20 protein-coding genes are annotated in these 20855 nt (G+C 71.6%); 9 read left to right on the forward strand and 11 right to left on the reverse strand.

Features of this window, described 5'->3' with window-relative positions; genetic code table 11:
• The first annotated feature begins 5 nt into the window (after window positions 1-5).
• Window positions 6-1499 (forward strand): SDR family NAD(P)-dependent oxidoreductase, encoded by a 1494-nt coding sequence (locus AVL59_RS16020; RefSeq protein ID WP_067304480.1) that lies wholly within the window; start codon window positions 6-8, stop codon window positions 1497-1499.
• Window positions 1500-1523: 24 nt separating this feature from the next.
• Here the strand turns inward: AVL59_RS16020 and AVL59_RS16025 are convergent, their stop codons facing one another.
• Window positions 1524-2348: an SDR family oxidoreductase gene (locus tag AVL59_RS16025; protein ID WP_067304483.1), complete on the reverse strand. Its 825-nt coding sequence runs from the start codon at window positions 2346-2348 to the stop codon at window positions 1524-1526.
• A gap of 176 nt (window positions 2349-2524) precedes the next feature.
• Window positions 2525-2914, reverse strand: coding sequence for a hypothetical protein (locus AVL59_RS16030; RefSeq protein ID WP_067304485.1), 390 nt, complete (start codon window positions 2912-2914; stop codon window positions 2525-2527).
• Window positions 2915-3320: 406 nt separating this feature from the next.
• Here AVL59_RS16030 and AVL59_RS53230 point away from each other — a divergent pair, with 406 nt between their 5' ends.
• Both AVL59_RS53230 and AVL59_RS16035 read left to right on the forward strand, forming a co-directional pair.
• Entirely contained in the window at window positions 3321-3494 is a 174-nt protein-coding gene (locus tag AVL59_RS53230) for a hypothetical protein (RefSeq protein ID WP_107407368.1), read from the forward strand.
• A 57-nt stretch (window positions 3495-3551) separates the two neighbouring features.
• Entirely contained in the window at window positions 3552-4034 is a 483-nt protein-coding gene (locus AVL59_RS16035) for a GNAT family N-acetyltransferase (protein WP_067304488.1), read from the forward strand.
• 22 nt (window positions 4035-4056) lie between these two features.
• On the opposite strand, the gene AVL59_RS16040 is transcribed toward AVL59_RS16035, so the two are convergent.
• Genes AVL59_RS16040 through AVL59_RS16060 form a run of 5 tightly spaced genes read right to left on the reverse strand, consistent with a single transcriptional unit; the run spans window position 4057 to window position 7948 of the window.
• Complete coding sequence (locus AVL59_RS16040; RefSeq protein ID WP_208870387.1) at window positions 4057-4767, reverse strand: hypothetical protein; 711 nt, start codon at window positions 4765-4767, stop codon at window positions 4057-4059.
• A complete protein-coding gene (locus AVL59_RS16045; protein ID WP_067304490.1) occupies window positions 4764-5642 on the reverse strand; it encodes an ATP-grasp domain-containing protein in 879 nt (292 codons plus the stop codon). The genes AVL59_RS16040 and AVL59_RS16045 overlap by 4 nt, the downstream gene beginning before the upstream one ends.
• The gene (locus AVL59_RS54285) at window positions 5639-6490 is read right to left on the reverse strand and encodes a hypothetical protein (RefSeq protein WP_067304493.1); all 852 of its coding nucleotides are present in this window, start codon (window positions 6488-6490) and stop codon (window positions 5639-5641) included. The genes AVL59_RS16045 and AVL59_RS54285 overlap by 4 nt, the downstream gene beginning before the upstream one ends.
• Window positions 6477-7016 (reverse strand): hypothetical protein, encoded by a 540-nt coding sequence (locus AVL59_RS54290; RefSeq protein WP_067304494.1) that lies wholly within the window; start codon window positions 7014-7016, stop codon window positions 6477-6479. The genes AVL59_RS54285 and AVL59_RS54290 overlap by 14 nt, the downstream gene beginning before the upstream one ends.
• Entirely contained in the window at window positions 7013-7948 is a 936-nt protein-coding gene (locus tag AVL59_RS16060; protein ID WP_067304497.1) for an LLM class flavin-dependent oxidoreductase, read from the reverse strand. The genes AVL59_RS54290 and AVL59_RS16060 overlap by 4 nt, the downstream gene beginning before the upstream one ends.
• 191 nt (window positions 7949-8139) lie before the next feature.
• On the opposite strand from AVL59_RS16060, the gene AVL59_RS16065 reads away from it, so the two are divergent.
• The 3 genes from AVL59_RS16065 to AVL59_RS16075 are packed head-to-tail and all read left to right on the forward strand — an operon-like array spanning window position 8140 to window position 12802.
• Window positions 8140-8556, forward strand: a complete 417-nt coding sequence (locus AVL59_RS16065) for a hypothetical protein (protein ID WP_159399926.1) — start codon at window positions 8140-8142, stop codon at window positions 8554-8556.
• Entirely contained in the window at window positions 8553-12062 is a 3510-nt protein-coding gene (locus tag AVL59_RS16070) for a HEAT repeat domain-containing protein (RefSeq protein ID WP_067304503.1), read from the forward strand. The genes AVL59_RS16065 and AVL59_RS16070 overlap by 4 nt, the downstream gene beginning before the upstream one ends.
• 14 nt (window positions 12063-12076) lie before the next feature.
• Entirely contained in the window at window positions 12077-12802 is a 726-nt protein-coding gene (locus tag AVL59_RS16075) for a hypothetical protein (RefSeq protein ID WP_079146723.1), read from the forward strand.
• Between the two features lie 6 nt (window positions 12803-12808).
• On the opposite strand, the gene AVL59_RS16080 is transcribed toward AVL59_RS16075, so the two are convergent.
• The gene (locus AVL59_RS16080; protein WP_067304504.1) at window positions 12809-14152 is read right to left on the reverse strand and encodes an amidase; all 1344 of its coding nucleotides are present in this window, start codon (window positions 14150-14152) and stop codon (window positions 12809-12811) included.
• Window positions 14153-14363: 211 nt separating this feature from the next.
• Here AVL59_RS16080 and AVL59_RS16085 point away from each other — a divergent pair, with 211 nt between their 5' ends.
• On the forward strand, window positions 14364-16706 hold the full coding sequence (locus tag AVL59_RS16085) for an alpha-L-fucosidase (RefSeq protein WP_067304507.1): 2343 nt from the start codon (window positions 14364-14366) through the stop codon (window positions 16704-16706).
• Window positions 16707-16789: 83 nt separating this feature from the next.
• On the opposite strand, the gene AVL59_RS56390 is transcribed toward AVL59_RS16085, so the two are convergent.
• Both AVL59_RS56390 and AVL59_RS16090 read right to left on the reverse strand, forming a co-directional pair.
• Window positions 16790-16993 (reverse strand): hypothetical protein, encoded by a 204-nt coding sequence (locus tag AVL59_RS56390; protein WP_159399927.1) that lies wholly within the window; start codon window positions 16991-16993, stop codon window positions 16790-16792.
• Window positions 16990-18048, reverse strand: a complete 1059-nt coding sequence (locus AVL59_RS16090; protein ID WP_237281516.1) for a matrixin family metalloprotease — start codon at window positions 18046-18048, stop codon at window positions 16990-16992. Before AVL59_RS16090 ends, AVL59_RS56390 begins: the two co-directional genes overlap by 4 nt.
• A 93-nt stretch (window positions 18049-18141) precedes the next feature.
• On the opposite strand from AVL59_RS16090, the gene AVL59_RS52145 reads away from it, so the two are divergent.
• Window positions 18142-18279, forward strand: coding sequence for a hypothetical protein (locus AVL59_RS52145; RefSeq protein WP_159399928.1), 138 nt, complete (start codon window positions 18142-18144; stop codon window positions 18277-18279).
• A gap of 12 nt (window positions 18280-18291) precedes the next feature.
• Here the strand turns inward: AVL59_RS52145 and AVL59_RS16095 are convergent, their stop codons facing one another.
• A complete protein-coding gene (locus AVL59_RS16095) occupies window positions 18292-19302 on the reverse strand; it encodes a LacI family DNA-binding transcriptional regulator (RefSeq protein ID WP_067304509.1) in 1011 nt (336 codons plus the stop codon).
• 265 nt (window positions 19303-19567) lie between these two features.
• Here AVL59_RS16095 and AVL59_RS16100 point away from each other — a divergent pair, with 265 nt between their 5' ends.
• Window positions 19568-20851: an ABC transporter substrate-binding protein gene (locus AVL59_RS16100; RefSeq protein ID WP_099053072.1), complete on the forward strand. Its 1284-nt coding sequence runs from the start codon at window positions 19568-19570 to the stop codon at window positions 20849-20851.
• Window positions 20852-20855: the final 4 nt, after the last annotated feature.

The raw sequence follows: 20855 nt of genomic DNA on the forward strand, positions 1-20855 counted from the left end.
GCGCGATGACGGTGACAGAGGACGGCCCGACGGCCACGGACGAGGTCGTGTACGGCCCCGGCATCGACCCGGAGCGCCTGGCCGTCTGCCTCGGCGTGCTCGAGGAACTCGACAAGCTGGAGGTCGACCACCCGGACGCGATCGCGGTGCGCCGGGCCACCGCCGGTGTCTACCGCACGGTCAAGCAGCGCCGCCGCCAGGAGCGCCGCGCCGCCAAGACCGCCCACGACAAGGCGGTCACCGAGGCCACCGCGACCGGCTCCGCCCAGCGCATCGACGACGAGACCGAGGGCATCCTGCCGTCGTCGGTCACCGAGGCGGGAAAGATCGCGGGGATACTCCAGCGCCCGCGGTCCTGCTACACCTGCAAGAGCCGCTACGTCGAGGTCGACTACTTCTACCACCAGCTCTGTCCGGACTGCGCGGGCACGAACCGGGCCAGGCGTGACGCCCGCGCCGACCTGACCGGCAAGCGTGCCCTGCTCACCGGCGGCCGCGCCAAGATCGGCATGTACATCGCGCTGCGTCTGCTGCGTGACGGCGCGCACACGACGATCACCACGCGCTTCCCCAAGGACGCCATTCGCCGCTTCAAGGCGATGGACGATTCGGCGGACTGGATCCACCGGCTGGAGGTCGTCGGCATCGACCTGCGCGACCCGGCGCAGGCCGTGGCCCTGGCCGAGCGGGTCACCGAGGCGGGTCCGCTCGACATCCTGATCAACAACGCGACGCAGACCGTGCGCCGCCTGCCCTCCGCGTACGCGGCCCTGGTCGAGGGCGAGAGCGCCCCGCTGCCCGCCGGTGAACTCCCCGCCCACCACGTCATCGGCGCCTTCAACTCCGGCGCCGTCGACGGCATCGCCGCGCTGCCCGTCGGCACCAGCGGCCTGGACGCGCAGAAGGTCGCCGACCTCGCGCTCGTCGCGGGCAACGCCAGCGTCGCCCGGCACCTCGACGGCACCGCCATCGACGCCGGCGGCCTCGTCCCCGACGTCGTCGACACCAACACCTGGGTGCAGACCATCGACCAGATCTCGCCGGTCGAGCTGCTGGAGACCCAGCTGTGCAACTACACGTCGCCGTTCATCCTGATCAGCGCCCTGCGCGTGGCGATGGCGAACGCCGCGAAGAGGGCCGCCAGCGGCCGTGCGTACGTCGTCAACGTCTCGGCGATGGAAGGCGTCTTCGGCCGCGGCTACAAGGGCGCAGGGCACCCGAACACCAACGCCGCGAAGGCGGCGATGAACATGGTCACGCGGACCAGTGCCGAGGAGATGTTCCAGACCGACGGCATCCTCATGACCTCCGTCGACACCGGCTGGATCACCGACGAGCGCCCCCACTACGACAAGCTGCGACTGGCCGAGGCCGGCTTCCACGCGCCGCTCGACCTGGTGGACGGCGCGGCCCGGGTCTACGACCCGATCGTGCGCGGCGAGGCGGGCGAGGATCTGTACGGCGTCTTTCTGAAGGACTACGCACCCGGCAAGTGGTAGCGGCTCGCGCCGGGCGTCAGCCCTCTACACAGCCCCGCGTCCCGTCGAGGGCGCGGGGCTGTGCGCCCGCAAGCGCCCGTGTACGGCGTATCCGCTCGCCGCTCGTGCGGCCCGCACCCGTGTCCCGCCGTCCACCAGCAGATCCGCCCCCGTGATCCACTCGGCCGCGTCGGAGACCAGCCACACCACCGCCCGCGCCACGTCCTCCGGCTCCCCGATCCGTCCGAGCGGCAGCGCCGCCGCCACCTCCGTCTCGGCCGTCTCCCACACGAACCGGGCCAGCTCGGTGCGCACGAGCCCGGGGGAGACGGAGTTGACCCGCACCCGGGGCGCGAGTTCCCCGGCGAGCTGCTGGGTGAGACGCAGCAGAGCCGCCTTGGTGGTGCCGTACGCGCCCACGTGCGGCCCGACATGTCCGGCGCCCTCGGTGCACACGTTGACGACGGCCCCGCCGTGCTCGCGCATCCACCCCCGCCAGGCGCACTGCACCAGCCGCAGCGGCGCCTCGACGTTGATCGCGAACGCCTCCCGCCAGGCGTCCGCGCCCGCCTCCATCAGGGGCCCGTGGGGCAGGTTGGTCGCCGCGTTGTTGACGAGGACGTCGAGGCGCCCGAACTCGCGCAGCACGAGATCCGCCAGCTCCTCGGGATGTCCCGGGTCGGCCACGCTCCCGGCCAGCCCGACGCCGCCCAGCTCGGCGGCCGTGCGTCGCACCTCGCCCGCGTCCCGCGCGGTCACGCACACCAGCACACCGGCCGCGGCGAGCGCCCCGGCGACGGCGCGTCCGATCCCGCGCGTCCCACCGGTCACGACGGCGGCCCTGCCTTCGAGCCCGTACGACGAGGTCATCGCCGCACCATCTCATGACGCCCCGTCAGACAACAGGGGCACGACGACTCCGGTGCCGGACCGCGCCCCGAAGGGGCGCGGGGCCGTGCCGACAGGCGGCTCCGCCGCGTGGGCGCGACCGACCACGACGACGCCGCAGACGAACGACGTCCCAAGCGGCCCCCGTCGCGGAGCGCTTACGCGCCCAGCCGTGAGTGCCGCGCCGCGAGCAGCTCCAGCACGGTGCGCCAGTCCTCCAGCACGCCGGCGTCGAAGCCCGCGGTCCGGCCCTCCTCGGCGGCCTGGCGCAGCCGCAGCAGATCGTCGTCGGCGGGCGCGCCGTCACCGCGGACCAGCCGGAACACCCGCTCCCCGAGCAGTGGGCGCACCGCCTCGGCCGTACTGCGCGCCCGCCCCGCCTCGTCGGCCGGGCCCAGCACCGGCCCGATGCCGTGTACCAGCCCCGCCACCTGGAGCTCCTTGTCGGCGGGGCGGCTGCGGCGCAGCAGCGCGGCGGTCCGCAGCGCGTGCTGGTGCCGTCCGGCGTACAGCAGATCCATCAGCTCCTCGACGCTGCGCAGCTCCATGCGTCAGTCCTTCCGCGAGACAGCCGTTGCCGCCAGCCACCAGATCATGGCGAGCTTGCGACCCGGCCAACGGCACCTGAACTGCGCCGCCCGTAGGCCGAGTGGGTGATTCCCTCCGACGGTCGGGTGATGCGCTTTGTGGCAAATAGCGGCATATTAAGGGGCATTGGTGGGTCAAATGATTTCGATAGTTACACCTTGTTTGCATTCCCTATCGAGCGGGTGCCCGCTCATTTGGTTAATCTGGAGGGGCGGACATCAGCACAGGGTCCCACCCACACCCATCGTCCGTACCGGCGCCACCGCGTCCGACTGGCTTTCCATCCAGACCCGAGCGGGCGACGAGTGCCGGAGCGCAGGCTGTCCGGTATGCCCCGAGGGTGACCCGACACATAAGGAGTGCGCGGTGACACCGGAGAAGACGAATCGCGACGAACGCCCCAAGGAACGCACCGAGCGCGGGCGGCGGCGGCCCGGGGAACTCGGCAGCCTCGACGTGTGGGCCCGGTCCGCCCCGATCCGCCTCGCGGGCTACGAGGACGACCTCGCCGAACCCCACATCCTGCCCAGCGTGGACTGACCCCGGGGCCGGATCCGTCGCGATCGCCGCAGACATGGGCGTGAGACACTCACGCCCATGCTGATCAGGGAAGCCGCGGCCGACGACTGGCCGCACATCTGGCCTTTCTGGCACCGCATCGTCGCCGCCGCCGAGACCTACGCGTGGGACCCGGACACCCCCGAGGAAGCGGCCCGCGCCCTGTGGATGGACCCCGCGAAGCGCGTCTTCGTCGCCGAGGACGACTCGGGCGAGGTGGTCGGCTCGGCCTACGTCACCCCCAACTACGGCGGCCCCGCGGCCCGCATCGCCAATGCCGGCTTCATGGTCGACCCCGACCGGGCCGGCCGGGGCGTCGGCCGGGCCCTCGCCGAACACGTCCTGGCCGCCGCCGAGTCCGACGGCTACCGGGGCATGGTCTTCAACGCGGTCGTCGAGACCAACCCCGCGGTGGGTCTGTGGACCTCCCTCGGTTTCACCGTCCTGGGCACGGTGCCGGAGGCGTACGAGCACCCCCGGCACGGCCTGGTCGGGCTGCACATCATGTACAAGGCCCTGTAGCCGTGCCGGGGTCTCGCGGCGGTCACCAGTAAAGAAGCCAGCGTCCGTCGCACCACACGCCGTGCCCCTGGAGGGTGAGCCGTTCGTCGCCGGGTTCGACACGGGCGCTGGGCGCGACCTGGTGCAGCGCGTGCCCGGAGTGGATCACCATCCGGCCGACCGTGTACGGCACGTACCGCAGGGCGTGGAAGCGCCTGAGGTCGGCCACGGACTCGATCCATCCCTTCTCCCTCGCACGCAGGAACTGCTCGTGGCTCACCTCCCACAGGTTCAGGCCGCCGCCCGCCGCGGGCAGCCTGATGGCCAGGGTGAAGGAGATCTGCCGCTTCAGGTCCGACCCGGGGGGCCAGGAGAAGGCCCGGTACTGCAGGTCGAAGTGGAGGGGCGCGATCGGCTTGGTGAACACCGCGGCGGACAGCCAGACGTGGAAACCGGGCAGCGCCAGGTGCTCGGGATAGTGGACGGGGGCGCCGAGATGCTCGCCGAGAACGTCCGCGAGGCGCGTGTACAGCCAGCCGAAGGATTCCCGCAGCAGCGGCCGTGAGCTGTCCGCCCGCTTCTGGTAGACGTCCGACTCCGGGTCCGGAGCGAGGTCGAGATAGCTGGGCGCGCCCAGGGTGAAGAAGGCGGCCGGTTCCGGCCCGCGGGGAGTCCAGTGCGGGCGCAGGCCGTGCACGGCGTCCCGGAGCGCGGCGCTGTTCGGTCCGGTGAGCACGGTCAGCGAGTTGATCACGGATGCGCCCCCCGGAGCAGCCCCAGGAGGGACGCGGTGATGGCTCCGTCCAGCCGCCGGTCGTACCAGTCGTAAGCGGGCATCGGGTTGACCTCCAGACACCAGTGGGTGCCGTCGTCGGCGATCTTGAAGTCCCAGCCCGCGAAGGACATGCCCAGGTCCGCGGTGTGGCGGACCATCTGCTCGGCGAGCGGCCCGGGCAGTTCGCAGGGGGTGAACTCCGCGTCCGGGTCGGTCCGGTAGTCCACCGCCCCGGAGACGATCCGCTCGGCGTGCACCCGGTCGCCGACGACATGGGCGCGCACGTCCCGGCCGGCGACGTACCGCTGGAGGTGCACCGGGCCCTGCCCGGATTCGAAGCCGGCCAGGTCGGCCGGGCCCACGAGCCTGCTGGTGGCCCGCACGCCGGAGATCGCTTTGACGAGAGTCGGCCCGGCCTCGGCGAAGGCCAGCAGACGCTGCGGCGACGAACCGGTGATGCTCGCGGGTACCTGGAACCCGGCCCGGGACAGCGACCGTTCGTGCAGCGGCTTGGAGCCGTTGTCGGAGCGGATCGATGGCCGGTTGACGACCAGGCCGGGGATGTGGTCCAGCCAGGCGGTGAGCGCCGTCGTGAGCCAGCGCCAGCGCTGGGCCGACTCGTGGTCCCCCTGAAGGGCCGCGAGATCGGCGATCCGGCAGTAGTAGGACGCCTCGGGGTCGAGGTCCTGGCCGCCGAGCCGCGCCGAGCGGTCCCCGCCCAGGGTCAGGCGCCAGTCGCCCGACTCGACGGCCTGCCGCAGGTCGATGGCCCGGACCGGCACGCCCCGGGCGCCGGCCGAGGCGGTGAAGTGCGCGAAGGTGCTCTCCGAGGCGAGGCCGACCGTGTAGATCATGGGAACAGCACCTTCACGAGTTGGGGTCCGAGGCCGAGCCACACCATGCGCAGCTGCTCCGCGTCGGGGAACGGCTCCACCACGACCGGCCAGGCCCGGGTGAGGTCGGGCGACAACCGCCAGACCACCGCCGAGAGCTGGAGTCCGAGCCGTGCGCCGATCTCCGTGCTGCGCTCCTCCAGGCCGAGGCCGTCCAGATCGACGGGGCTGCTGCGCCAGGCCTGTCCGCCGAGCACGACGACGCTCTCGAAGAGGGGTTCGGGGTCCGACCACCTCGCCCGGTAGGGGCCGCGGCAGTCGGCCGACGGGACGAGGGGGTCCGGGAGTTCGGGCCAGGGGCGCGTGGTCCAGGAGCCGAGATCCTGGATCCACCACTGGGTTCCCTGCCCGCCCGGGGGTTCGCCGGGCGGCCCGGAGGGCTCGGCGGAGAAGATCTCGGGCGAGCCGTCGGCCAGACCCGCCCGTAGTTCGGTGAGCGCCGCGGACGCGGACACGCGGGTGCCCAGGCCGCCGGGTTCCGGGCGGTTGATCACGGGCGCGGGGGTCAGGGCGGCGACGGCCCACAGATGGGCCAGGCACTCGTTGAGGTGGAACTCGGCGTCGAAGCCGGTCCGCAGCAGCGGCGGGGCGGGCAGTCGGAGGAACATCGGCAGCGCCGGCTCGACCACCGCCGTGGCGCCGTCGACGGTGATGGTGAACAACTGCGCGGCGTCGAACACGTCGAGGACCGTCGCCTCGTGGCCGCTCTCCAGCACGAAGTCCCGTACGTCGACGGCCACCGGGTCCTCGGGATCGGCGACGACGACGAGCCCGGAGGGTTCGCCGCCGGGTGCCTCAGATGATGACACCGCGCCTCCTCAGCAGACGGTTGATGCGTGAGGCCCGCAGCGCGGCCGCGGCCTGCTCCGGCCCGTCGGCAGGGGCCTCGATGCGCTGCGGTATCCCGGTCGGGCCGGGCGCCGGCGGCTCCTGCGGGTGTCGTACGACGGCGGCCGCACCGGGCGGGGCCATCGCCCCGTCGAAGCTGTCCTTGCCGTCCTTGAAGTCCTTCGAGTCCTTCGAGTCCTTGGTGTCCTTGGTGTCCTTCCTGTCTTTCCCGTCCTTGGTGTCCTTGACGTCCTTGTACTCCTTGACCTCCTTCGACTCCTTTCCGTCCTTGCCGTCCTTGTGGTCCTTGCCGTCCTTGATGTCCTTGAATTCCTTGAAGCGTTTCCTGGCCTCCGGCGGTCGGCCCGCGTCGGACGCGTCCGGGTCCTCCTGCTCGGAGAAGGCCCGGCCCGGCTGAGGGGCGTTCCACAGCAGCGCCGTGACATCGCGCCGCTCGGCGGCCGAGAGGAACGGCCGCACCCGTGACTCGTCGATGGTCCATGTCATGCGTTCACCGCTCCTGTTGTCGGACGGGACGCCGCGCGGTACAGCCGCAGTGCCGCGGCAAGGCGCCGCTGGGCGTCCCTGTGGTGCGGATTGAGGTTGAGGACCAGGTGGTCCACACCGAGTGACGCGTATGTCACAAGGCCCTGGGCGACGTCCTTCGGTGAGCCGCTGAGGATGTCCGCGTCCGGTGGTGCCGCTGCGTCGGGGCCGGGCGGACTGCCCTCGTCCACCCGGACGTTGACGCCGAGCGTGATGCCCAGAGTCGCCGGATCCCGTTGTGCCCGCAGACATGTCTGCCTGACCCGGGTCAGGGCTTCCACGGCGCCTGACGGGGAGCCGAACCAGCAGGCGTTCCACAGATCGGCGTACCGGGCCGCGAGCTCGGTCATCCGGGGCCCGCGCGCCCCCACCAGCACGGGTGGACCGCCGGGGCGCGGACCGCGGGGGCGCAACTCTGCCCCGCGCACCCGGTGATGGCGTCCGGAGAAGTCGGCGCGGCCCGTCCGCAGCAACGGGAGGATGATCCGCAGCGCCTCCTCGAACCGGTCCACCCGGTGCTCGAAGGGGATGCCGAAGGCCTCGAACTCGGGGGCGTGCCAACCGCTGCCGAGGCCGAGGACGAGCCGGCCGCGGCTGACTTCGTCGAGGGTCACGGCCATCTTGGCCAGCACCGCCGGGTTGCGGAAGGCGGTGCACAGCACGAGGGTGCCGAGTTCGACCCGGTCGGTGGCCTCGGCGAGGGCCGACAGCACCGTCCAGGACTCCCAGATACCCTCGCTCGGCCCCTCGGCCTCGCGGAACAGCAGGTGGTCGAAGACCCACACCGAATCAAAGCCGGAGTCCTCGGCCTGCTGGGCAAGCGCTCTGATCTCCCCGTAGGACGGCTGCCGCCACGGATACTCGGCGAGAGGCAGAACCAGGCCGACCTTCATCGTCCCCCCCGGTGCGCTAGCCCGGACCCCGCAGCAAAATTACACCGGGCGACAAGGCGTCACAATGGGCGCAATGAGCGGTACTTGGGGAAATATGCGCGCCGGTTCCCTCGACACACCGCACGCGCCACGGCGATCCTGGTCCGGGGCGGGCGTGGGGGCGCGGCCCCGGGGGGAGAGGGGGCCGGACCATGGCGGCAACAGGGGCGGCCAGGATCGCGGCGGTGGTGGCGGCGGCGCTCTGCGCACTGTGCGTGCCGGGGCTCGTGCTGGTGGCGGTGGTGGTCGACCTCGACACCGCCGACCGGGTGGCGAGCCTGGCCGGGGCCGCGACCGGGCTGGTCGGGCTGGCGCTCTCGGTGCTCGCCCTGCGGCGTCCGGGCGCGCCGACGGTGCTGGCCCGTGGAAACGGCGCCATCAGCGTGGGCGGGAACGTCAGCCACAGCGCGGTCGGGCCGAACAGCGAGGTCACGGGCCGGGCGGCCGCACCGACGGCCGGCGCGGCAGCGGCCGGCTCCGTCGTGGCCGAGGGCGACGGGGCGTTCGCGGCGGGCGGCGACGTCACCGGCAGCGCCCTCGGCGACGGGAGCGAGGTCGACGGCCGATGACCCGGTTCACCTGGTTACGGCGCCGCCGGCGGCAGCCGGCCGCGGGCGCCGTGGACCCGACGGCCGGGATGGTCCCGGCGCCCGCCTCCACAGCCAGATCCCTGCACGTCACAGCCGATGGCCAGGGTGCCGTCTCCGTCGGGGGCAACGTCGGCGGCAGCGCGCTGGCGCCGTACAGCAGCGTCACCAACATCTACGCGGCCGACCGCGAGCCGCCGCCCGACGACGAACTGATCGAACGGGAGGTGGCCGACTACGCGGCCCAGGTCCGCTCGTCCCACGGGCGTCTGGATCTGGAGGCGCTGATTCCCTCTCAGGAAGGGGAACACCCGGCGGTGCAGCTCCAGGCCGTCTTCGTCCCCCCGTTTCTGCGGGCCGATCCGCCGCCCGTGGAACTGCCCAGAGAACTGCGCGAGCGGCTTCAGGGCCGGGACACGGCTCTGCCGCCGGGCGAGTTCCCGCCGGGCCTCGACGAGGAGTCGCTGGAGCGGGTGCGCCGCGCCTACCGGGAACGGCCGCCGGTGGAGTCGCTGGATGTCCTGACCGATCCGCAGCTCAAGCGGGTGGTGCTCCTGGGCGATCCCGGGGCCGGCAAGTCCACCCTCGCCCGCTATGTGGCCCTGGCGCTCACCTCCGACCCGGTGCCGGGGCCACTTGCCGGGCTGGCCGGCCGGGTGCCGGTGATCGTGGAACTGCGCAGGTACGCCGACGAGCGATGGCGCGACCGGTCCTTCGAGGACTACCTGGACGACCTGAGCACCCTGGAGAGGATGTCGGTGCCGCGCGGTGTACTGGACACCCTGCTGCGCGCGGGCCGGGCGGTCGTGGTCTTCGACGGCCTGGACGAACTGTTCGACCCGGGGATCCGGGCCGGGGCGGGGAGGCGGATCGCCGCCTTCGCCGAGCGGTACCCCGACGTGCGCGTCGTGGTGACGTCCCGGGTCATCGGCTACCGGCGGACCGTCCTGGACAAGGCGGGCTTCCGGCACTACATGATCCAGGACCTGACGAGACATCAGATCGACGAGTTCACACAGCACTGGTACACGGTCGTCTGCCCGCAGGACCCGGAGCTCGCGCAGCGGCTCCACCAGCGGATGGCCGACGCGGTGGCGGGCTCCCGGCCGGTGCGGGACCTCGCGGGCAACCCGCTGCTGCTCACCATCCTCTCGATCATCGGCCGGCGGCGGGAGCTGCCACGTGACCGGCAGGGTGTGTACGAGCACGCGGTGAACATCCTGGTGGCCCGCTGGGACCAGGAGGTCAAGGACCTGCCGAACCCGGTGCAGGCCGACATGCGGATCATCGACAACAAGGACCGGTGGGCACTCCTGCGGCTGCTGGCCCGGCGGATGCAGGAGGGCGCGGGCGGCACCGCCGGCAACCACATCCACGGTGAGGATCTGGAGGCGCTGTTCACCACCTACCTGGAGCGGCGCTACCGCTCCCTGCCCAAGGAGAAGGCGGTCCTCGCGGCGCGGGCGATGATCAGGCAGCTCCGCGAGCGGAACTTCATCCTCAGCCGCTTCGGCGACGAGGTGTACGGCTTCGTCCACCGCGCGTTCCTGGAGTACCTGGCGGCCGACGACATCGCCCGCCGCTACCAGCGGGACCGTGAGTGGGGGGAGGAGGAACTGGTCCGGGAGGTCTTCGAGGCCCGGGCCCGGGATCCCGCCTGGCACGAGGTACTGCTGCTGCTCGTCGGCAAGCTGGGCGAGCGGGACGCCGGCCGGGTGATCGACGCACTCCTGCGCCTGCATGCCGAGGACGTGCGGCACGGCCTGCACCACATGCTCGCCCTCGCGGTACGGGCGCTGGCCGAGGCCGACCGGGTCGACCTCATCGCACCCCAGAGCGACGCCGTGGTGGACGCCCTGATCGACCTGCTGGAACGCGATCTGGGCTGGACCGCGCTGAACGCACTGGAGAGCATGCTCCCCGCCCTGTCCTTCCTGGGGCCCGAGTGGCGCGGGCGGGAGCGCTATCTGCGGTGGTTCCTGCTGCGCGGCCAGTTCCAGGCGGAGCACCGCATCGCGTCGGGCATCGCCTGTGCGCTGCACTCCGCCCCCGGAGCCCTGCTCCTGCTGGCGGAGCACACTCCCGACCCCGCGGCCCGGTCCGAGGTCCTGCGCCGGGTGATCGGCCGGTGGCCCAACCTCCCCGAAGCCTGGACCCTCACGCTGGGCGCGCTCGACGACCCCCGCGCGGAGTCCCGCCGGGGCACGCTGGAGAACCTGGCCAGATACTGGAGTCAGGAGGCGGACCTGCGGACATTGCTGGTCGACCGCGCCGTGACCGACCCGGACCCGGAACCCCGCAGAGAGGCACTGGAGTCGGCGGCGCAGCGATGGCCGGACGGCGAGGACGTCCACGACCTGGTCGTCCGACGGATCGAGGCCGAACCCGCCCAGGGGGTCCGCGGGCCGGCGCTTCAGGTCCTGTGCCGGCACTGGGCCGACCGCGAGGACACCTGGGAGGTCATCTCCGCCCGTGCCGTCGCCGACCCGGAGCCGGAACCGCGGCGGGAGGCGCTGCGGCTGCTGGCCCATCACCGCACGCACCACCACGGAGTACGGCGACTGCTCCTGGATCGGGCCGTGGCCGACCCGGACCCCGGCCCGCGCGCGGAGGCCCTGGAAGCCCTGGCACGCCACTGGCGGCACAGCGAGGACATCCGGGAACTGGCGCTCCGGCAGGCGGTCGCCGACCCGCATTCCGAAGCGCGGCGGGATGCGCTGGAAGTCCTGGCCTGGCGCTGGCGGGAGAAGGAGGGCGTCCGGGACCTGTTCTTCCTGAGGGCGCTCGCCGACCCGGACCCGGAGCCCCGGATGGAGGCGTTGGAAGCCCTCGTATGGTGCTGGAGGGGTGACGAGGAGGTGTGGGAACTGGTCCTGCGCCAGGCGACGGACGACCCCCACCCGGACGTTCGACGCGCGGTGATGCAACTGCTGGCACGCCGCTCGGCGGATCGCGAGACCGTACGGGACCTGCTGTCGCGGCGGGCGCTCGACGAGCCCGACCAAAAGACCCGGGCCGAGGCGCTCTGGCTGCTGACGGAATTCTGGAACGACCACGAGAGCGTGCGGAACCTGCTGGTCCGGCGTGCCGTCGCCGACCCGGAGCAGGGGCCGCGCTGGCTGGCCACGCACCTCCTGGCCCGCTACTGGCCCGCACGCGAGGACGTCCACCGGCTGATCCTGGACCGCATGACCGCCGATCCCCGCTCCACCAACAGACGCAACGCCCTGAACTGGGCGGCCTGGCTGCGGGAGGCGGAGCCGGACACGCACGAGACCGTCCGGTCCGTGGCCCTGGCCGACCCCGCTCCCAGGGTCCGTATCCTCGCGCTGCGCGTGCTGGCCTTCGGCTGGCCGTGTCATTCCGCCACCACCCGCTTCCTGCGTGAACGCGCGAACGACGACGGGGACGAAGGGGTGCGCGAGGCGGCCGGACGAGCCCTCGCGACCGCCGAAGCCTTCGCCGCCCTCCCGGACGGCGCCTGCTGACCCAAGGAGACACCGTGGAGCCACTGCCGCTGGAACCGCTCGTGGTCGATGTCGACGTCCTGGACGAGCAGGGGTGCGTCGAGGTGGGCGACCGCCTGGAGACGCTGCGGCCGCACTGGCTGATCCGGGGCATCGGCTGCTCCACCCTGGGCCTGGCGACCTACCTCGACGTCATGGCCTCCGACGATCCTGAGGAGACGTACTTCGGGCGGCTGGCGCGGCACAACCGCATGATCCGTGAGCACTTCGGCGCTCTCCTCGACCGCGTCGCCGAGGTGCTCGCCGGGCTGCTGAGGATGCCGGTCCGGTACGACGAAAGGGTGGCGCTCCCGGGTTTCCACGTGTTCGAGGGAGACGGCATCGCCGTCGAACCCAGGCCGAGTCAGCATTTCGACCTGCAGCACCGGGTGCTGCGCTGGCCCTTCCCGATCGCACCGGTCGAGCAGGCAGTGTCCTTCACGCTGCCCGTGGCCCTGCCGCGCCGGGGCGGAGCCCTGGACGTCTGGGACATCACCGAGGCGGAGATGCTCCGGCTGGAGCGCCTCGGCCGGTCGTTCGAGACGATCGACCGGACGACGCCGGCGCGGCGCCACGAATACCGGGTCGGCAGGATGACCGTGCAGCTCACGCCCGTCCTGCACCGCATCGCCGCGATCTCCGAGCGGTTTCCCGCCGATCGGCGCATCACCCTGCAAGGGCACGGAATCCGTGACGCCGACGGCTGGGTCCTGTACTGGTGAAGCCGGTCAGCCGAGCGGCGCCGTCCGCTGCCACGGCCGCAGCCGCTCCAGCTGCTCCGCCAGCTCCAGGAGGCGCTCCTCCGAGCCCGGGCGCCCCACCAGCTGGACGGCGCAAGGGGCGCCCGAGGGAAGGGCGCCGAAGGGGACGGCCATCGCGGGCCAGCCGGTCAGATTCCACGGGGGAGTGAGCGGCGAGTAGGCGGTGTTGGCGAGCACGTTGCGCAGCCAGCCCCGCTCGTGCCAGGGCCCGGCCTTGGGGGAACGCCGCGCCAGCGCCGGGGCCAGCAGCACATCGTGCTCGGCGAAGAATGGCGTCAGGTTCCGGCGCAGCCGCTCGCGGGCCTTTCCGGTACGAACGCCGTTCACGAAGCGCCGTCCGACGGCCGCGTGGACGCGGGTGCGCCGCGCCAGCCTGCTCGGATCCAGGCCCTGGACGTCCACCGAGGTGCCCGCCGTCCAGTGCGCGAGCGAGGTGACGCTCAGCGAGAGAGGGTACGGCGGCTCGGCGCGCCGCACCCGGTGACCGGCACCGGCCAGCAGCCGGGCGGCCTCGCGCACCGCCGCCGTGTAGGGCTTGCCGACGGTGACGCCGACGAGGGGGCTGCGCAGGGAGACGGCTATGGTCCGGGTGCCGGGTTCCTCCGGTCGTACGACGTCGGTGTCCGCGAGGACCGAGAACATCCGGCGGGCGTCCTCGACGGTCGTCGCCAAGGGGCCGTTCTCGGACATCCCGAACCAGTCGCCGTCGCTGATCCCCGCGGGCACGACGCCATGGCCCGGCTTCAGGGTGACCAGACCGCAGTTGGCCGCCGGGATGCGCAGCGAGCCCATGCCGTCGTTGCCGAGGGCGATCGGCACCATGGCGGCGGCGACCGCGGCCGCGCTGCCGCCCGAGGAGCCGCCCGCGGTGCGGGAGGTGTCCCAGGGGTTGCGGGCGGTGCCGTGCACGCCCTCCGTGGTGCCGAAGACGCACAGCTCGGGCACGTTGGTCAGCCCGACGACCACCGCCCCCGCCGCCCGCAGCCGGGCCACCGTGACATGGTCGCTGTCGGCGGGGGTGTCCGGGGTGGCGGCGGAGCCGACGCGATTGGCCTCGCCACGCACGGCGAGGTTGTCCTTCACGGCCACCGGCACGCCCGCCAGCGGGAGTTCGGCCAGGTCGGGCCGGGAACCCACCTCGTCCGCCTCGGCGAGCGCGGCCTCGGCGCGGACCGTGCGGAACGCGCCGATCCGGCCGTCGAGCCGCTCGATCCGCGCGAGGTGCTCCGCCACCACCTCCCGCGGCGTGACCTCCTTCTCGCGTACGGCGGCGGCGATCTCGGCGGCGGTCCGGCCGACCCAGCTGGTCACGGGCGCTCCTTGGCTACTCGTCGGTATGAATCGAGGCGCGTAGGGAGAACTGTGCACGGTCGGGCGGGGCACGTCGAGAGGCCGATCACAGACATGGGATCTGTCATCCGATCTATGGCTCAACTTCCGCCCGATGCGGCCCCGTTGACAGTTCCGCAATCCCCCCACAATCATCAGACGTCCGATGAATCGGAGTGTATGGGAGCCGCTCATGAGCATGTATCCCAGACGTGGAATCCTGGGCGCGGCGGCCGGTGTGACCGCCGCGGCCGCCCTCCCCCTCACCACGGCCGCACCCGCGCGGGCCGGCGAACGCCAGGCCCCCTGGGCCGCCGTCCCCGACCCCGTACCGGTGCCGCTGGACGCCCTCTACGACAACGACGGCATCGACACGGCCTCCGCGCGCGGTGGCGACTTCGACGGATCCGGCTACACGTTCCCGGGCGAGGAACTGCCCGCCGGCCGCGTCGAGGTCGACGGCGTGCCCTTCCTCTTCCCCGCCTCGACGGCCGGCGCCCGCAACAACGCCGTCGCCCTCGGCCAGCGCCTCGATCTCCCCAAGGGCCGCTATCTGTCGGCCTTCTTCCTCACCGCCGCCAGCTACGGCGACGCCTCCGGCCGGGCCACCGTCCACTACGCCGACGGCACGACCAGCACCGCCGGCCTCGGCGGCTCCGACTGGTACGCGACGGGCGGCCCGCTGTCGGCGTCGTACCGCTACCGGCCCGACGGCGGCAGGGACGAGCACGGCGTCGGTATCGGTGTCGCGGAGGTCTGGATCGACCCGGGCCGGGAGGCGGTCGCGCTCACCCTCCCCGTCACGAATCCGGCCCAGGCGAACAAGGCGTCCCTGCACGTGTTCGCCCTCACCCTCCAACCGGCGGCCACCGGACGGGCGTTGGCCCTGCGCTCCCCGCACTCCACCCCCTCCCTGCTGGAGCCCTCCGGCGCGCAGGGTGTGGAGGCCACCATCGTCAACGCGGGCACGGTTGCCGTGCTGGCCTCGGACGCCGTGTCGGTGACGGTCGACGTCCCGGGCGCCCGCACGGTCCAGCCCGCGCGCCTCCGCCGGCTCGACCCCGGCGAACAGGCCCGGGTCCGCATCGGCATCCGCAACCGCCCGGGCACGGCGCCGGGCACCCGCCGGGACGGCACGGTCACGGTGACCGGCCGCGGCGCCCGGGCCGCCACGGGCAAGGCCGCGTTGACCCTCGGCACCCCCGACTACGCACCCACCGAGTCCGCACTCTCCGCCCACCAGGCGCCGTACTGGTTCCAGGGCGCCAAGTTCGGCATCTTCATCCACTGGGGCGTCTACTCGGTGCCCGCCTGGTCACCGGTCGGCAAGCAGTACGCGGAGTGGTACTGGAACCACATGCAGGACCCGGCCAACGCGGTGTACGCCTACCACCGCAACACCTACGGCGAGGACTTCGCCTACGACGACTTCATCCCCCGCTTCACCGCCGAGCGGTTCGATCCGCGGGCCTGGGTGGAGCTGTTCCGGGACGCCGGCGCCCAGTACCACGTCCTGACCTCCAAGCACCACGAGGGCTTCGCCCTGTGGGACACCAAGGTCTCGGAGCGCAGCGCGGTACGGATGGGGCCCGGACGCGACCTGGTCAAGGACCTCTTCGAGGCGTCGCGCCGCTACGCCCCCGAACTCCACCGTGGGCTGTACTTCTCCATGCCCGAGTGGTTCAACCCCGACAACCCGTGGATGGGTCACGCCCCGCGCAACCCGTACACCCTCCAGCCGGTGCCGTACACCGGCTACACGGCGGGCAAGGACTACGTCCACGACTACCAGGCGCCGCAGATGCTGGAACTCGTCCACGGCTACGACCCCGAGATCATCTGGTGCGACATCGGCGGCGCGAACGACAGCCTCCATGTCCTCGCCGAGTACTTCAACCACGCCAAGAACCGCGCGAAGCCCATCGACGTCACCGTCAACAACCGCTCGGGCATCTCCTTCCACGACTACACGACCCCCGAGTACACGACGTACGACAACACGGTGATCGCCAAGTGGGAGTCGAGCCGGGGCCTGGACCCCTTCAGCTACGGCTACAACCAGGCCACCCCGGACTCCGCGTACATGACCGCCGAAGAGGTGGTCCACAGTCTGGTCGACATCGTCTCGAAGAACGGCAACTTCCTCCTCGACATCGGCCCGCGCGCCGACGGCACGATCCCCGAGATCATGCAGACCCGGCTGCGCGAGACGGGGGAGTGGCTGAAGGTCAACGGGGAGGCGGTGTACGACACCACGTACTGGTCGCGGACGGCCCAGCTCGGCGAGGACCTGCGCTTCACCGTCCGTCCGGACGAAGCCTTCTACATCCACTCCCTCGCCCGGCCCGGTGCGAAGCTGATCGTGGAGGCGCCGGTGCCCGTACGACCCGGGGACAAGGTGACGATGCTCGGTCACGACCGCCCCCTGACCTGGACCGTGACGGGCGGCTCCCTGGTCGTCGACGTGCCGGAGGCGGCCCGCGGGGCGGGCCGCTATGTGTGGGTGTTCAAGGTGGAGTGGCAGGTCACGGGGTGACCTGACCTTGACCAGGACCGAGGCGCTTCCGGCGATGACATGCCCCGGGGGATCTCCTGCTGCGGGGACTCGAAGGGAGGCACTCAGGCGGACGAGCAGGACGCGCGGCCGGCGCCGGAGTTCATCCGGCCCGACCGGTTCCCGACCCTCGACATGAAGCCCGCCGGGGACGCCGCGCCCCGGCGGTGCCGGCCGGCGAGGCCGCCCTCGCGACCGTCGTCCACCGGCACCGCCACCGGCTCACCGAGCACGAGCACCGGCTGCCGATCGCCCCTGAGCCCTCTCACCAGTACATGAGCGCGATCGAACCGCTGCCCCAGGTGGAGTACAGGCGGGCCCTGGCCACGTAGTGGTGGTCCTTGACGAGTCTGGTCTCAAGGCGTCCGTTGCGGTCCTGCCCGCTGTCGTCGTCGGCGGTGACGTACCGCAGACCGCCGGGGGTGTCCTCGAACAGCGCCAGGACGACGTCGCTGTCGCCGAACGTGCCGATCTGGTAGCTCCGGGTATCCGACGGAACGATCTCGAAGTCGGCCTGTTCCCCGGTGGCGAGCCGCAGCGGTGCCGACTGGAACGGCTCGAGCCTGGACGGCTGGGCGTGCAGGCTCGGGTACCACTGCAGGACGCGCTCCTTGTCCGTGGCGGACAGGCCCAGCGACGGCGGGATGCCACCGCGGTAGCGTTCCGGACGCACGATGAGTCCGGGCCCGAAGCTGTATTCCATGATGGAGTCGGGGTCCCAGGTGGAGCCCGTCACCTCGTCCTGCGACAGCTTGCGCAGGATGTTGTTGAACGTGACCTCATGGGGCCAGTTGTTCGGCGGTCCGCCGAGATCCTCGTAGACCTTGTCCGTGTCCCACACGATGCCGGCGAACGGGTTCTGGTGCTCGTGGGCGAAGCCGATCGCGTGCCCGGTCTCGTGCAGCGCGGTGGCCTTGCCGTACCGGGTGGTCAGGTCCCAGCCGAAGGTCATGGTCGGCTCGCTGGTCCCGATGTGCAGATTGTCCGTGCCGACGTACGACGCGGAGCCCTCGTGCTCCTGGAAGACGACGCGGATCTCGGAGTCGCCGGGATCGGTCACCTCCTGGAACTCCAGCCCGATGCCGAGGTCCTTCCACGACTGGAAGGCGTGCCGGACCTCGTCCAGCTGCTCCGGGCCTCCGATGTCACCGCCCTGGTCGAGGAAGGCGTAGTGCAGGACCGTGCCGTTGATCCACTTGGCGTGGACCAGCAGTATGGCCCTTGCCCGGGCTGGGCTGAGGTCGGGGCGCAACACGGGCTTGGTCTGCGGTGGTTGGGCGCAGTAGCGGGGCATCGTGGTCCCATTGTCGGCCGGCGCGTTCATGGCGGGTCTCCTTCGGGTGCGCGTCTCCCACCGCGAGGGCGAGCGCGTCCCCAGCCGTCGGCCGGCGGTCGGGCGGAGAAGGAGGTCGGCAGCATGCAACTGATCGCCACCACGGTGTTACGGCTCTCGGTGAAATTGCCCGATCCGATGTCTCCAGCATCTTTCCGGGCGATCGGTTCCGCAAGTTTTGGATGGTTAAGAACCATAGAAAACAAGGCGGTTGAACGATGAAGCACCGCCTTCTCAGGACGGCCGCGCGGTCCCCGTGCTGCCCCGCCCCGTCAGCCGCGGCACCGGCACCCCCACCGCACGTGCCGCGTCCCCGTCCAGCAGCGCCAGCAGCTCCCGCGCCGCCGTCCTGCCGAACTCGGAGCTGTCGCGGGAGAGCGCGGACAGCCGCGGTGTGACCATGCGGCACAGGGCCGAGTCCTCCCAGGAGACCAGCGAGACGTCCCGCGGGACACGGAAACCGAGTTCCGCCGCGGCGGCGAGGCCGGCGACGGCCATCACGTCGTTGTCGTAGATCAGCGCGGTCGGGGCCGGGGAGCCGCCGAGCACCCGGCGGGTGACGGCTGCTCCCTGCGTGTCGGAGTAGTCGGTGGTCACCGAGCTGACCTCGGTCAGACCGCGGCGTTCCGCCTCCGCGCGCAAGGTGGCGATACGGCGCTCGGTGTGCGCGAGGCCCGGCAGCCCCGCGATGTGTACGATCCGGCGATGGCCGAGGGCCGCCAACTCGTCCACCACGGACGCCATCGCGCCCGCGTCGTCCGCCCAGACCGTGGACAGACCGGCGTGGCGCACATCGGGTGCGCCGCCGATGACCACGGCGGGCAGGCCCAGTTCGTCCAGCAGACCGGGGCGCGGGTCCTCGGCGCGCGGGTCGACCACCAGCACTCCGTCCACCCGGTGCTCCGCCCACCAGCGGCGGTAGACCGCGCACTCCTCGTCCACGTCCTCGGCCACCTGGAAGAGAAGGCCCAGATGGCGCTCGGCGAGCACTTCCTGGATACCGGAGACCAGTTGCAGGAAGAAGGAGTCGACACCCAGGGTGTGCGCGGGGCGGGCCAGGACGAAGCCGACCGTGGCCGCGCCCTCGCCGGAGAGCGCGCGGGCCGCCGTACTGGGGCGCCAGCCCAGCTGCTCGGCGACCCGGCGCACCCGGGCGCGGGTGCTCTCGGAGACACCGGGACGGCCGTTGAGGGCGAAGGAGACTGCACTCTCGGAGACTCCGGCGCGCCGGGCGATGTCCTTCATCGTGGGCCGGCGTGCGGGGGACCGTCTGGTCGGCGGCACGCTTCTCCCCCTTCCGGGCGATGTTCGCTAATGCGCTTGAGTGTCAAGACTCTAAAGCGCTTTAGCGAACTACCGCAAGATCTTGGCCAATCCGCACCGACCTGCACTGATGAACGGCCGATTTCTTTAGCTCGGACGAATGCATTGACTTTTCCGGAACGGCGCGTGCAAGGTCTCTGGCACCGCCAACAGCCCCACACAGCAAGGGAGTCGTGTCACCGTGTCCATGCCTCGCAGAGCCCTCGCCGCCGCTGCCGTCGCCCTCGTCCTGCCGCTGAGCGCCTGCGGCTCGGGCGGTGACGACAGCGGCCCGACCGACGCCTCGGGCAAGATCGAGGGCGACATCACCTTCCAGACCTGGAACCTGCGCGCGAACTTCAAGCCGTACTTCGAGGGCCTGGTCGCGGACTTCGAGAAGAAGTACCCCGGTACCCGGGTGAAGTGGATCGACCAGCCCGCCGAGGGCTACCCCGACAAGATCAGCGCGGACGCGGCCGGCGGCACCCTGCCCGACGTCGTCAACGTCTCCCCGGACCTGGTCGCCCCGCTCGCCAAGGCGGGCATGGCCCTCGATCTCGACAAGGCCGCGGGCAAGTACAAGTCCGAGTACCTGTCCGGCGCCTGGGCCAGCCACCAGGTGCCCGGCATGAGCGGGACGTACGCGTTCCCGTGGTACCTGAACACCGGGCCGCTCTTCTACAACAAGTCCCTGTTCACGAGGGCCGGACTCGACCCGAGCTCCCCGCCGAAGACCTATGGCGACCTCTTCGCCGACGCCTTGCGGATGGCGAAGAAGAGCGACGGCAAAGTCGCCACGCTCGCCAACGTGCCCACCATCGAGGACTTCGGGCGTTACGGCGTCCAGCTGATGAACAAGGAGGGGACCGGGTTCGCCTTCAATGACGCCAAGGGGATCGAACTGCTCACCGAGTACAAGCAGCTGTACGACGCGAAGGCGCTCGATCCGCAGGCGCTGACCGCGACTCCGGAGTCCTCCGGGAGGAAATTCCTCACCGAGGCCGTCGCCATGAACCCCGGCAGCGCCCTGGACCTCGGCAATTTCAAGAAGCAGGCACCCGACCTGTACAAGAACATCGGGATCACCGACCAGATCACCAGTACCGGGCACGTCAACATGTACGTGATGGGCGTGATGGTCAACTCCCGCACCGCACACACCCCGGCCGCGGTCGCCTTCGCGCACTTCGTCACCGACGCCCACAACCAGATGTCCTTCGCCAAGAAGGTCGCCATCTTCCCGAGCACCGCGGGCTCCCTCGACGACCCGTACTTCACCAAGGAGGACGGCACCGACGAGACCAGGGTGCGCATCGCGGCCGCCAAGTCCCTGAAGAACGCCGTCAATTACACACCGGTGCTGTTCAGCGACCAGATGAAGACCGCACTGCGCAACGAGGTCGCCAAGGCCCTCCAGGGCAAGCAGAGCCCCAAGGCGGCCCTCGACAACGCTGTCAAGGCCTGCGACCAGCTCCTGAAGCAGCAGGGCTGACGCG

The organism is Streptomyces griseochromogenes (genome assembly GCF_001542625.1).
Classification (GTDB): domain Bacteria; phylum Actinomycetota; class Actinomycetes; order Streptomycetales; family Streptomycetaceae; genus Streptomyces; species Streptomyces griseochromogenes.

Bases quoted from the DNA above. Each gene is read 5' to 3' on its own strand.
- AVL59_RS16100 (WP_099053072.1), top strand. From the start codon at position 19,568: ATGCCTCGCAGAGCCCTCGCCGCCGCTGCCGTCGCCCTCGTCCTGCCG.
- AVL59_RS16020 (WP_067304480.1), top strand. From the start codon at position 6: ATGACGGTGACAGAGGACGGCCCGACGGCCACGGACGAGGTCGTGTAC.
- AVL59_RS16060 (WP_067304497.1), bottom strand. From the start codon at position 7,948: ATGAAGGTCGGCCTGGTTCTGCCTCTCGCCGAGTATCCGTGGCGGCAG.
- AVL59_RS16045 (WP_067304490.1), bottom strand. From the start codon at position 5,642: ATGATCTACACGGTCGGCCTCGCCTCGGAGAGCACCTTCGCGCACTTC.
- AVL59_RS16065 (WP_159399926.1), top strand. From the start codon at position 8,140: ATGGCGGCAACAGGGGCGGCCAGGATCGCGGCGGTGGTGGCGGCGGCG.
- AVL59_RS16090 (WP_237281516.1), bottom strand. From the start codon at position 18,048: ATGAACGCGCCGGCCGACAATGGGACCACGATGCCCCGCTACTGCGCC.
- AVL59_RS16085 (WP_067304507.1), top strand. From the start codon at position 14,364: ATGAGCATGTATCCCAGACGTGGAATCCTGGGCGCGGCGGCCGGTGTG.
- AVL59_RS16070 (WP_067304503.1), top strand. From the start codon at position 8,553: ATGACCCGGTTCACCTGGTTACGGCGCCGCCGGCGGCAGCCGGCCGCG.
- AVL59_RS16030 (WP_067304485.1), bottom strand. From the start codon at position 2,914: ATGGAGCTGCGCAGCGTCGAGGAGCTGATGGATCTGCTGTACGCCGGA.
- AVL59_RS16095 (WP_067304509.1), bottom strand. From the start codon at position 19,302: ATGAAGGACATCGCCCGGCGCGCCGGAGTCTCCGAGAGTGCAGTCTCC.
- AVL59_RS52145 (WP_159399928.1), top strand. From the start codon at position 18,142: ATGCAACTGATCGCCACCACGGTGTTACGGCTCTCGGTGAAATTGCCC.
- AVL59_RS16025 (WP_067304483.1), bottom strand. From the start codon at position 2,348: ATGACCTCGTCGTACGGGCTCGAAGGCAGGGCCGCCGTCGTGACCGGT.
- AVL59_RS54290 (WP_067304494.1), bottom strand. From the start codon at position 7,016: ATGACATGGACCATCGACGAGTCACGGGTGCGGCCGTTCCTCTCGGCC.
- AVL59_RS16035 (WP_067304488.1), top strand. From the start codon at position 3,552: ATGCTGATCAGGGAAGCCGCGGCCGACGACTGGCCGCACATCTGGCCT.